This window comes from Aurantibacter aestuarii, assembly GCF_003008425.1.
Classification (GTDB): domain Bacteria; phylum Bacteroidota; class Bacteroidia; order Flavobacteriales; family Flavobacteriaceae; genus Aurantibacter; species Aurantibacter aestuarii.
The window spans coordinates 39,832-52,697 of record NZ_PXOQ01000007.1; the positions used below are offsets into that span (position 1 = coordinate 39,832).

At 33.0% G+C, this 12,866-nt stretch carries 7 protein-coding genes and 1 tRNA gene; all 8 read right to left on the minus strand.

The window, feature by feature from the left end; all coding sequences use genetic code 11:
- Window positions 1-5: 5 nt before the first annotated feature.
- Window positions 6-1,769 carry a family 16 glycosylhydrolase gene (locus C7H52_RS01440; protein ID WP_106463053.1) on the minus strand — a complete coding sequence of 588 codons (1,764 nt, stop codon included), beginning with the start codon at window positions 1,767-1,769 and terminating at the stop codon, window positions 6-8.
- Between the two features lie 14 nt (window positions 1,770-1,783).
- On the minus strand, window positions 1,784-3,406 hold the full coding sequence (locus C7H52_RS01445; RefSeq protein ID WP_146129996.1) for a PKD domain-containing protein: 1,623 nt from the start codon (window positions 3,404-3,406) through the stop codon (window positions 1,784-1,786).
- Window positions 3,407-3,423: 17 nt separating this feature from the next.
- On the minus strand, window positions 3,424-4,899 hold the full coding sequence (locus C7H52_RS01450) for a RagB/SusD family nutrient uptake outer membrane protein (protein ID WP_106462107.1): 1,476 nt from the start codon (window positions 4,897-4,899) through the stop codon (window positions 3,424-3,426).
- 7 nt (window positions 4,900-4,906) lie between these two features.
- The gene (locus tag C7H52_RS01455; protein WP_106462108.1) at window positions 4,907-7,954 is read right to left on the minus strand and encodes a SusC/RagA family TonB-linked outer membrane protein; all 3,048 of its coding nucleotides are present in this window, start codon (window positions 7,952-7,954) and stop codon (window positions 4,907-4,909) included.
- 238 nt (window positions 7,955-8,192) lie between these two features.
- Complete coding sequence (locus C7H52_RS01460) at window positions 8,193-10,976, minus strand: helix-turn-helix and ligand-binding sensor domain-containing protein (RefSeq protein ID WP_106462109.1); 2,784 nt, start codon at window positions 10,974-10,976, stop codon at window positions 8,193-8,195.
- A gap of 223 nt (window positions 10,977-11,199) precedes the next feature.
- Window positions 11,200-11,273, minus strand: a tRNA-Asp gene (locus C7H52_RS01465).
- Between the two features lie 72 nt (window positions 11,274-11,345).
- Window positions 11,346-12,275, minus strand: a complete 930-nt coding sequence (locus tag C7H52_RS01470; RefSeq protein ID WP_106462110.1) for a DUF58 domain-containing protein — start codon at window positions 12,273-12,275, stop codon at window positions 11,346-11,348.
- A 186-nt stretch (window positions 12,276-12,461) separates the two neighbouring features.
- Window positions 12,462-12,779, minus strand: coding sequence for a thioredoxin (gene trxA, locus C7H52_RS01475; RefSeq protein ID WP_106462111.1), 318 nt, complete (start codon window positions 12,777-12,779; stop codon window positions 12,462-12,464).
- Between the last annotated feature and the right edge of the window lie 87 nt (window positions 12,780-12,866).

Below are 12,866 nucleotides of genomic sequence, written 5' to 3' on the forward strand. Positions count from 1 at the left end.
TTTTTTTATTGATACACCCTTATGTAATCGATTTCCATAGTTGATTGTGTGAACCCTGGATCAATACTTCCACCGAAATTTCCGCCCATAGCTATATTTAAAATAAAATAGAATTCATGGTCAAATGGTAAACTAGAATTATTTGGAACTGTATGAAATGTTACTCCATCTGCCTTGAAACTAATTTCGGTTGGTGTCCAGCTTAATTCATAAATTTTAAATTCGTTAGAAACATCTGGAACAACTGTAGAATTTGTATTTGCATTTCCTCCAGAATTGCCTGGATAATGAAGCGAACTAAAAATGGTATTTTGGTTATTTCCCACATGTTCTACTATATCAATTTCTCCAATAGCTGGCCATGATGGTGCATTACTTGTATCTCCTAACATCCATATAGCAGGCCATGTCCCAGCACCTTCAGCTAATTTCGCTCTTACTTCAACTCTACCATACGTAAATTCAAATTTATTCATAGATTTGATTCGTGCTGAAGTAAAATTACTCCCCGCAAAATCTTCTCTAATTGCTGTTATTTTTAACACACCGTCTTCAACAATAACATTTTCTGGTCGGTCTGTATAATATTGAGATTCATTATTACCCCAACCACACAAGTTAATAGCACATCCATCTCCAAAATCGTAAGACCAATTATCGTCACAAGGTGCTCCTGTATAGTTAAAATCTTCTTCCCAAACCAAAACATCATTAGTTCCAGAAGCCGTGTTACCAGTCGCACTATTACAATTAGCGGTAACTCCATTAGGATTTGTTGTTGAAAATTTATGATACCAAGCCAGATTAGGGTCTAAAGCATCAACAGTTCTTACATATAAATAATCGTTATCTATAAACATAATTTCATAGGTTGATGACCCCACGTAATACCCCATAAAAGCAGCATTTGAAAAATTTAATATCGTTCCTCTTGGAGGATTCCCATTAAAATCGGGCACCTGAGACCAATCACTTATCAATGTCCAATCTTCTGTAGTAGGAGATATGGAAACTGTGCTTACACCTGCTGTACTAAAGTCGAAACACGCATCTTCTCCCGCCTGCTGACCTAACACACCTTGTTGATGCGCTGCATTAAAAAAGGTTTGACCGTTATTGTTTAACTGATAAGTTAGTTGACTATTGGCATCTTGAGAAAATGTAAGTTCATCATCACACAAACAATCACTTATAGCATCATTACATTTTTCAAAAGGTGTCGTGCCAAAAAATGCAGGGAAATAATATTGTGTAGCACCTCCATTAATTTGAATATCTAAAGGTAAGGTTGGCCCAACCCCTAAGTGAGCAGGTCTTGAAGCAGCTAAATACCATATTTTAGAACTATTTGCTCCACCGGAAAGAAAATCTTTAGCTTCTTGATCGTCGAATGCGCTAAATACCTCAACACTTATGGCTTGAGAAGTTTTTAATCCACCATTTCCTGAAGCACTAACGGTCACGCTATAAGTATTAACCCCTGTAAGTGAAAATCTATGCTTGGTTTCTCCAGAAGTTGTAGTTACGGTACTTGAATTGTCTCCAAAATTAAACTGGTATGTTATCGCATTATCTGCAACCGCTTTAAAGTTTACAAATCCAGAACCATCTCCAAAAGGATTCGCTGCATCCTGTCCTTGCAATTCAAACTCTATATTAAGATTGGTTGGAATAACAACTTCTCCAAAGGTTTGGTCTTCCTCTTGACATGCACTCATAAAAAAGAGAGAGCATATCCATAGGAATATATTAAATTTTAAATTTTTCATAGTCTGCATTTTTATTAATTATGGAAATAAACATTATCGATGTAAAAATCGAAAGTTCCTGTAGGTAAACCTGAAAATATAAGCTGTTGTATAGAATTTGTAGCCGTCATTCCCCCTGCTACAAAATCGGCCATAGGGATATCTAAAGACACCCATTGTCCTTGAGCAATCCCGTCAAAAACAATTTCTGCTTCAGTTGCCGAAGCTCCTCCTAAATCTACCAATTTTACTCTGAATGTAGTTGCGTTTGGTGTCCAAACGTCAACATGAAAGAATGCCATACCAGAAGCGTCTACAGCATCTGGCGCGTAAAATTCTACTCCAACAAAATCGGCATCGATATATTCTTTTGTATCATTTCCTGCAACTTGAATATCTGTTAGTGTACTAGTACTCCAAGAAGATCTCCAAGAACTTACATTAACGTCCTGCGTATATGCGTTACTAAACATGTTTATTACATCTGCTTGCGGCTCTGAAGGAGTTGGGGCTGCTATAGTTGGCATTGTTGGAGCTGAAGCTCCACGATAGAAGTAAACATTATCGATGTAAAAATCGAAGGTTCCTGTAGGTAACCCTGAAAATATTAATTGTTGAATTGAATTTGTAGAGGTCATTCCTGCAGCTATAAAATCTGCCATAGGAATATCTAAAGACACCCATTCTCCCTGAGCAATTCCAGCAAATTCAATTTCACCTTCGGTACCAGAAGCACCACCTAAATCAACCAATTTAACTCTAAATGTAGTTGCATTTGGTGTCCAAACATCAATATGAAAAAATTCCATTGCAGAAGCATCTACTGCATCGGCACCATAAAATTCAACACCAACAAAATCTGCGTCAATATACTCTTTAGTATCATCTCCCGCTACTTGAATATCTGTTAAGGTACTTGTACTCCAAGAAGACCTCCAAGAACTTACGTTAACATCTGTTGTGTAGGCATTACTAAACATAGAGATTTTATCTGCATCTTGTCGTACTGGTGGCACTGGAGCTGCATCTGTAGGAATTACCAACTCCGTTACTGTAAAGTCTTCAGTATAAACAGCTGTATCTGTAGACCCGCTAAAAGCAGTAACGGTTATAGTATAAGTTCCCGCCATATCGTAAATAAAAGATACTTCATCACCAATATTTCCAGAAACAACCGTGTTATTTGCGTCTCCGAAATTTACTTCATAAGATATAGCCAAATCTGCTGTTGCGGTTACATTTACTTTTCTAGAAATATTTGAATCGTTTTCTATACTTACCATTAAATTTTGCGGCGGTAAAAAAGACACTTCTATTTCTTGAGAAACCGTTGTGGTTTTTCCATTAATTCCAGTTGCTGTAATAGCGATATTGTAAATTCCTGCCTCATAAGTGTTTTGAGCACTTTCTCCAGGTTGTAGAATGCCAGAAGTGTTACCTGTACCATCTCCATAATTTACACTAAAAGTTGACACACCTTCACCTAAAGGTGTAATAGTTACCAATCCAGAATTGTCTGGTATAATTACAACTAGCGCTGAGACGTTAGTAGGTGCTGGCACTCCTGCTATATCAATAGCATTATCATCGTCTTGACTACAACTAATTATAGTGGCTACAACCAAAACTAAACTTAATAAGTATTTAACTGTTTTCATAGTATCTATTTTAATTTTTAATATCCTTGATTTTGAGTCCATCGATTTCCTGTTAAAGCAATTTCAGTAGATGGAATTGGAAATACTTCATTTTTATTAGGTGTAAAACCTGGAATTTGTGAAGCAGCTCTATTGGTTCTAACCAAATCAAAAAACTGGTGTCCTTCACCAACTAATTCTAATTTTCTCTCGTTATAAATAGCTGTTGTTAAGGCAGGACCTGATGCTGACACGTCATTTAAAAGGTTTCCAAAAGCTCTTCTTCTTACACGGTTTAAGTAAGTTCTTGCTTGATCATCACTAATATTTCCTCTATTAAAAGCTTCTGCAGCCATTAAAAGTACATCTGCAAAACGAATAGCTCTGTAGTTATTAGGATTGGTAAGATTTGCATCTCCAATACCGGAATCTCCTTGTCTTGGTAAATATTTCCTGTTAAAAAATCCTGTATGTTCATTACCAGTACTAAATGTTGCTCCTGTATTGGCAGCCCATTCATCTATATTTAATATAGCAACATCTCGTCTTAAGTCATCGCTTTGGAAAGCATTGTACATGTCTTGCGTAGGAACATTAAAGCTAAATCCTGAATCGAATAAAGGACCATCGTAATTTCTTACTCCATTAAACCCTACAGCTACATTACCTTCACTACATTGTAAACAACCAAAACCAGCACCTTCTAAATCTGTATATTGTACTTCAAAAACAGATTCTATATTATTCTCATTGTCATTTTCAAAAATAGTATCATAATCTACTACTAAATCATAAGGACCAGTTTCAATAAGATCTTCTAAAACATTCGCCGCTTCAGGAAATTTATTTTGAAATAAATAAGCTTTTCCAAGTAGTGCTTGAGCAGCACCTTTGGTTGCTCTACCTGTATCTATTTGTGAAACTGGCAGATTATTCATTGCAAAAATTAAATCTTCTTCAATTTGGGCATATACAAGATTTTTTGAGGTTCTATCTATATCAAATTGCTCTCCAAAAAGAATTCTTTTATCTACTGCTAAAGGCACATCACCAAACCATTTTACAAGCTCAAAATAATAATAAGCTCTTAAAAATCGTGCTTGAGCAATAACATTAATTTTGTTTGGAAAATCTATTTTATCTTGAAACTCTAAAATAAAATTTGCTCGGTTTACTCCTGCAAACATCCAACCCCAGATATCTCTTAACTGATCGTTTGTAGGTGTATGAATCATATCATCTACTTGTTGAATGCCCAAAACATCGTTTGCATTACCACCACCAGCTAATGTATTTTCGGATGCGATTTCTCCTAAAAGCACATTTAAATAGGTAGATTGAAGTAAATCATATGCTCCAATTAAAGCATCTTGGTAATCTTGTTCTGAATTAAAATAATTTTCAGAACTTTCATTTTGAGATTGTACATCTACAAAATCGTCACTACACGAGCTTATTAGCAACGCTAATAAAACCATTGGATAAATTATATTTTTTATATTCATAGCTTTCATTATTAGCTTAAAATTTTATGTTAGTACCAAATAAAAATGTTCTCGGGTTAGGGTAGAATCCATTATCAAACCCGCCTCCAATTGGGGCACCATTAGAAGTTGTAGGATCAAATCCTCTATATTTTGTTAATGTAAAGACATTGCTTACAGATACATAAAATCTAATATTATCTAATTTTATTTTCTCTAATTGATCTTTATTAAAGGTATAGCCTAATTGCATGTTTTGCGCTCTTAAGAAAGAACCATCTTCTACAAAATAATCTGAAAAAATGTTATTTGTAGTTGCTCCATTAGTAATTCTTGGTGTGCTATTGGTTGAATTTGGACCAGTCCATCGGTCTAATGCGTATACCGTTAAATTAGTTACTTCGTCATTTCTATCGTAATTTCTAACAATATCGTTACCAATAGAAGCGAAGAAGTAGGTTTGAAAATCGAAATTTTTATAGTTTAAGGTTAAGTTTAATCCCATAGTAGCATCAGGAATAGGATTCCCAATAAAGGTTCTATCGTCTTCATTGATAACACCATCGTTATTTTGATCTACAAAACGTAAGTCTCCAGGTTGTGGCACAGCTCCTAAAGACGATTGTGATGCATGACTATCTACCTCCGCTTGATTTTGAAAAATTCCATTAGTTTGATAGCCGTAAAAAACACCTATTGGCTGTCCTTCCTGCATTCTGGAAACGTCTGTTTGTCCTATTCCAAAACTTCCGCCCGAGATATATCCAATCTGATTTTCCACAGATAGCACTTCATTATCTAAGGATGTTACGTTATAACTTAAATTAAATGAAAAGTTGTCGGAAATTTTATCTTTATAACTTATTAAAAATTCTAAACCACTATTTCTAACAGAACCAGCGTTTAAGGTTGGATTTGCCGAACCTGGAGCAGACGTTCCTAATATTCTTGAAGACTCTACTTGCAACAACAAATTATCGGTTTTTCTAGAAAAATAATCGGCAGTTATTTCTATTTTATTTTTAAGAAAACGTGCGTCTAAACCAACATCAAATGTTTTTTGTTCTTCCCATTTAATTTCAGGGTTTGAGACTGCTCCTATTGCCGATCCAAATTGTAACTGGTCATTAAAAACATAAACGCCTTCGCCTGTTAACAGTGACTCAAAACCAAAAGCAGGTATTCTGTCATTTCCTAAAATTCCATAAGATGTTCGAAACTTCAAAAAGTTTAATACTGAACTGTTCTCTAAAAAAGACTCATCTGAAGCTACCCAACCAAAAGAGGCAGATGGAAAATAACCGAACTTATTGTTTGGTCCAAAAGCGGTAGAGCCATCTCTACGTAATACACCCGAAAACAAGTACTTTCCTTTATAGTTATACTGAACCCTTGCAAAATAAGATAGAAGTCTTGAGTCGAAAAAGCGGTTACTAATGGTAGCATATGGATCTGTAACATTAGTTCCGTCCGATATAGAAGCATTATTAAAAGTTGCCGTGTCAGGTAATCCATCGGCTACAGTTAAATAAAAATCTCCTGTTGTTTTAAAAACTGAAGTTCCTAAAGTAACTTTAACATCATGAGCATCATTAAAAGTTTTTTCATAATTAATAAATGCGTCATACGTATAATCTCTAAAAAATTGTTCACCTTCAACGTATTGTCTGTTTGTTGCATTGTCAAAAACTGAACCATTACCGTATTCTACAATAGGATTAAAATTTCGTGTTCTAACTTCTGAATAATTCCATTGATAATTAGATTCTACTGAAAAATTATTCCAAAAATCATATTTCAAACCAAATACACCACTTAATTTGTCTACTTGAGCTCGATTAAACGTATTTTCAATCTGTTTAAGTGGATTAACCACTTCTATAGGATGGTCTACAGAAGAAGAAAATTCTCCATTTTCATTATAAACTGGCGTTGTTGGTCTAAAGTTTACAGCATTAAATAAGACCGAGCCTAAAGCATTTTCAGGTAAGGTTTTTCTAACAGTTCCAGAATAAATAAGGTTTGCCTTTAATTTAAGGTTTTCTAAAATATCTGTACCAAAATTAGCTCTGGTAGTATATCTTGTAAAGTTAGCTTTTGGTCCACCAACAATTCCGTCTTGTGTTAGCAAGGAAGAACCAAAAGAATAAGTAGATTTTTTAGACCCACCACTTACAGTAATACTATTATTAAAAATCAAGGCGTTTTCAAAAACTTCATCTTGCCAATTGGTCCCGTTTCCTAAGGTTTGAATATTATTAAATACAAGTGGGTCTCCATTAGCGGCAGCAGCTTCATTTTTTAATAGCGCATATTCTGTTGCGTTTAATACTGGTAATTTTCTTGTGGTTTGCTGGAAACCCGCATAAGCATCGTATTCAAATTTTAAAGGACTTTCCTTTCTACCTGTTTTTGTGGTAATTAAAATGACTCCATTGGCAGCTCTTACTCCATAAATTCCAGCAGTAGCATCTTTTAGTACGGTATAACTTTCTATATCACTTGGATTAACAACACTTAAATCCTCTACGACATTACCATCTACTAATATTAACGGTCTGTTATCTCCATTAGTAGAGATTCCTCTTATTCTAATATCCGATGCGCTACCTGGTGACCCAGATTGAGAAGTTACATTAACCCCTGCAACTTGTCCTTGTAAAGCCTGTTCTATACGAGTGGGTTTTAAAGCTTCAATGGTTTCACTATTTACAGTTGAAACTGCTCCAGTAACTTCTTTTTTCTTTTGTGTTCCATAACCTACAATTACCACTTCATCTAATTGCGAAACATCTTCGGAAAGACTTACGTTAATAGCAGAATTACTGGAAACTGTAATTTCTTGTGTTAAATAACCTACATAAGAAAATTGTAAAACGTCACCAGCCATAACATTAGATATGGTATAATTACCGTCAAAATCTGTGGTCGTTCCTTTACTCGTGTTTTTTATAATAACGTTTACGCCTGGTATGGGCAAACCATCATTACTATCTGTAACAAGACCGCTTATATCTATATTACTTTGAGAAAATCCAAAATTACACATTAAGGATAACGCAATTAATGTTAGTAGTTTTTTCATATAATGTAAAATTCAGCTTTAAATTTTTTTATAAAAATAAAAAGAATGCTAATAGAATGTTAATTTCACACCACTACAAAAAACATACAATTAAAACAAGGAAGATAAATAGGCATCAAAGCCCCACTACAACGTTATAGTAAGGTGTAATTATAATTTAAAAATCAACTATCAAAAAACAATAGATTCAGACTATTGTAGTGGTGTTGTAGTGGTAAAATAAGAGCTTGTATAGTTGTTAAAGCTCCAAAATATAGTTTGTAAGACTAGCATCATGGTCCAATTCCATTTTTTTTCTCAATCTATATCTTTTAACCTCGACGCTTTTTGGAGAAATATTTAATAGCGGTGCGATTTCTTTAGAGGATAAATTTAACCTTAGATAAGCACATAATTTTAAATCGGTTGGAGTTAGATTTGGATGGACTTCCTTTATTTTATTAAAAAAATCTTTATCTGCATTATTAAACGCTTCTTGGAAAAATTCCCAATCATTAGAATCATTAATATTTTTATCTAAAAGCTTAATTACCTTATCTAAGGTATTTGACTTATTATAAGAAATCAATTCCTTTTTAATGGTATTAAGAAATTCATTTTTCTTAATAATACTCATTGTAGAAATAGCTAACTCTCTATTTTTACTTTCAATGTCTTGTTTAAGCTTTTCATTTTTAAATGCCGTAAGCTGTTGTTCATTTTCTAACTTTTTAAAACTTAACTCTTGCTTTGTTTTTTCTAATGCTTGTTCCTGCTTACGTTTAAAATAGTTGGTATATAAAAAATGCATCAATAAAGAAAAAAGTATAAACCCGAACAAGTAAATTACAATCATAACATTAGAGACATACCAAGGTTTATTTATACTAAACATAAATTCTTTAGCATCTAATTCTTGAGAGCCAATTTTTGCTTTTACTTTAAACGAGTAATCTCCAAATGGTAGGTTTTTATAAAGTTGAAGGTTTGAGCTGCTCCAATCGGACCAATGATTATCAAAACCCTCTAAAAAACAACTATAATCAACTTGTTCATACTTACTGTAAAGAGGTACACTGTAAGTAATTTTCACATTATTTTCTTCTGGTCTAAATTCTGGACTATTTGATAATGAAACGGGTTTAAATTTTAAATCTTTTTTTGAAACCTGAACAGTATTAAGCTCTAGTTTTAATTTATTATTAAAATCATTTGCCTGATTGATGCTTTCTAAATTAAGCTTTATATATCCAAAAGACGTTCCTAGTAAATAGGTATATGCATTAAGTTGAGAAATATTCTCAAAACCAGTCATACTTTCTCTTAAAGTACTTTTAAACGGAATTTTATTAACTGTAAAGTCAACCGATAGATTTCCTGGTTCTAAAGCCAGAATATGGTTTTTTGTGAATGCCCAAAGATTGTTAGAAGTACTAACAAGCTTCCCTGAAATATAGTTCTCTTTTGTAAAAAGTTGACTAAGCTTATTTTCTTTTTTAAAAGTTGTCTTTTTATAGACAAAAACTCCCTTGGAATTTGCATAATAAATGTTGTTTTGAAACTTTGTAAGACTTGAGTTAGAGCCTTTATTAAATATAGAATCAAAACTTTTTACTGACCGCACTCTAGTCAATTCTGTATTAAATTTTAATTGATATAAACCTTTATATTCATGATTTACAAGTAACGAATTTTCACTGACTTCAAAAAAACGTGTAGAGATCTCAAAACCTTTAATTTGATGGCTAAATTCCCAATTTTTATTATTTTTTTTAAGTACGGACAATCCATTATAATTACCTTGTAAAATAGTAGAATCTGAGAGAGATTTAAAATCCCAAGTACCTTGTAAATTGCCTAATTTTTTTGCAATATTAGATGCTATTATAAAACTACCATTATTATGACCGCAAAATAAGGTGTTATCTATAATCTTTAAGTTCCAAACTTGACCTTCCGTATTTCTGACTAACTCAAATTCTGAATAAGAATTATCTAAAGACTTCCAGAACAAACCTTGATTTGTACCTAAATAAAGATTATTATTATAAACTATCGAAGTATAAACCGTACCTAAAGCACCATTATTATCTGTATAGACTCTATAAGGTGAATTGAATTTTATACTATTTATGCCTCTATCTAATCCTAACCAGATATTCTCAGCATCATCTTCAAAAAGACTTAATACTGTATTATTGCCTAAGCCATTACTTTGGTTAATTTGATAAACAACCTCACCATTATTATTAAGTACAATAATACCATTAGAAATTGTCCCTAAAATGTATTTTTGATTATTTAATTTTGAGGCACTATAAATAGAACTGGTCTCACTTAAATTATTAATTTCGGTTTCCCATGGCTCCCATATTGCATTTACAAGTTTAAAAAAACCTTTATTTTCGGTTATTAATACGAGCCCATTATTAGAATTAAAAATATTAATAATTCTCTCGGTTTTAAATTGATTTGATAGCAGTTGCGCCTCTCCATTAATAAGTTGAAATAATCCTAATCCATTTTTTTGAAAATAAATATTATTATTAACCTTAAACATTTTTAAAATTGTCTCTTTTGAATCGATAATTTTAAATGTTTGATTTAAGGTATTATAAATGTAAATTCTATTTAGCGATTGGAAAAGCACAAAATTATTAAGACTACAAATATTCCAAATTTGCTCATCTTCAATCATCTCTATTTTATCGGATAAGGAATTATAATTTAATAAGCCAAACCTGTCTTTTTCCCAATAGCCAAATTCCATATAATAGCCTGAAAAAATTTTATCATTTATAACTGCTACAGAACGTTGGATCGTTTGGTTTGGAGAATCATAAAGTGTCCAATTTGCTCCATTAAACTCAAGCAGACCTTTATTATTTGCTACATATATAAATTTATTTGAACTTTGGGATATACCCCAGTTTTGATTTTCTGCGTCGTAATCTTGCGGTGTGTAAATGCTTATTGGCGGGAATTCCTGAGCAAATAGAGAAAAACTACAAAAACAAAAAAAGAGTAATATGTACCTGTGCATGGATTGACTAAACATTTAAACCAATATACAAAGGAAATAACTCAAAATAAAGAAACAGTCTTAAAACAAAAAAGCATCCCAATTTTCTATACAGAAAAAAGGAAAGCTTCTCATTGGTTTAACTACTTAAACCTACTGATAATCTTCCAATTACCAGCCAACACAACTAATTTTATTGCTTAAAAAAAGCTCCAAATTTCTTTGAAGCTTTAGTTGCAATTTGCGGTCTGGACGGGACTCGAACCCGCGACCTCCGCCGTGACAGGGCGGCATTCTAACCAGCTGAACTACCAGACCGTTGCTTTATTGCGAGTGCAAATATAGAATGCTTTTTTAATTATCCCAAACAAAAAAAGATTTTTTTTTATTTTAAATCATTTTTTGTCGTTCTATAAGATAGGTTGAAAGAATTAAGTTAAAATCCGCATTAATATCTGCCAATACATATTTCACTCTGTTTTGTCCGCATTTAATTTTAAATTCGGATATAACACGCTCTATTTCAGTTTTATAATTATCCTTTATAGTATCCGCATACAAATCGATTTGTTCTCCGGTTTCCACATCGGTATAACGTTTTGGAGTATTATTAAAATCGAAATTAATTTCTTTATTTTTATCGATGACATGAAATAAAACCACTTCATGCTTATTGTGTTTAAGATGTCTTATAGCTTCAAAGAGTTTATCTTGATCTATTTCTGGCTGAAACAAATCTGTGAACAAGACAATTAATGAGCGTCTGTGTATTTTCTCTGCAATAAGATGCAAGTACTTATAAGTGTTGGTAGAAACCTGCTTAGGCTTACTTAATACTATTTTACTTAATTGTCCTAACAACATATCATGGTGGCGCTCGCTGCCTTTTTCTTGGGCATAAAAGTCGTAAGTATTACTGTAAATACTTAATCCTACAGCATCACGCTGTTTTTTAAGCATGTGCATAAGACTTGCACTGGCTAGAGCCGAAAAAGAAATTTTATTTAAATGGTCTATGGTAAATTCCTTAAGCTCGGGATAATGCATAGAGCTACTATTATCTATAATAATATGGCAGCGTAAATTAGTTTCATCGTCATAACGCTTAGTATAGAGCTTATCGGTTTTGGCATAAAGCTTCCAGTCTATATGTCGCGTGCTTTCGCCTTGGTTATATAGTTTATGCTCTGCAAACTCTGCCGAAAACCCGTGAAACGGACTTTTATGCATGCCAGAAATAAAGCCTTCTACGACTTGTTTTGCCAGAAAAGGAAGATTTTTAAATCCGCCTACTTTATTAACCTCATCTCTTACATTCATTATAGTGCGTATTTTGCGTTAAGGATGCAGCAACTTGTTTGAGCTCTTAAAAAATAAGGCTTTAGCTTATTTTTTAAAGCGAGTTGCTGCAGCCTGACCCGATAGGGTAACGCCATAACATAGAGTCTAAACTAAAAAAGGTTTGCCATATAGACAAACCTTTTCTTCTATTAAATATATTCTGGTTTATAATAAACCGTCTATTGCTTCTGCATAAGTGTTTTTTGGTGCTACACCAACTTGACGACCTACTACTTCTCCATTTTTAAATACTAAAACAGTTGGGATATTACGTACGCCGTATTTTGCTGCAAATTCCTGATTTGCATCTACGTCTAATTTTCCTACAACAGCTTTACCTTCGTAATCTTTGCTAATCTCGTCTATTACTGGTCCTACCATACGGCATGGTCCACACCAAGCTGCCCAAAAATCTACCATTACTGGTTTGTCGCTTTTTAATACTATTTCTTCAAAGTTTGCATCTGTAATTTCTAATGCCATAATGTTATGTTTTAATCGTTAATGTTATATTTTACATACAAGGTTAGTCAAAAAATTTGCCAAAGCTTACATTAGTACTATTCAATT

Coding starts and splice junctions, on each gene's coding strand:
- C7H52_RS01440 (WP_106463053.1), bottom strand. CDS start 1,769: ATGAAAAATTTAAAATTTAATATATTCCTATGGATATGCTCTCTCTTT.
- C7H52_RS01445 (WP_146129996.1), bottom strand. CDS start 3,406: ATGAAAACAGTTAAATACTTATTAAGTTTAGTTTTGGTTGTAGCCACT.
- C7H52_RS01450 (WP_106462107.1), bottom strand. CDS start 4,899: ATGAAAGCTATGAATATAAAAAATATAATTTATCCAATGGTTTTATTA.
- C7H52_RS01455 (WP_106462108.1), bottom strand. CDS start 7,954: ATGAAAAAACTACTAACATTAATTGCGTTATCCTTAATGTGTAATTTT.
- C7H52_RS01460 (WP_106462109.1), bottom strand. CDS start 10,976: ATGCACAGGTACATATTACTCTTTTTTTGTTTTTGTAGTTTTTCTCTA.
- C7H52_RS01470 (WP_106462110.1), bottom strand. CDS start 12,275: ATGAATGTAAGAGATGAGGTTAATAAAGTAGGCGGATTTAAAAATCTT.
- trxA (WP_106462111.1), bottom strand. CDS start 12,779: ATGGCATTAGAAATTACAGATGCAAACTTTGAAGAAATAGTATTAAAA.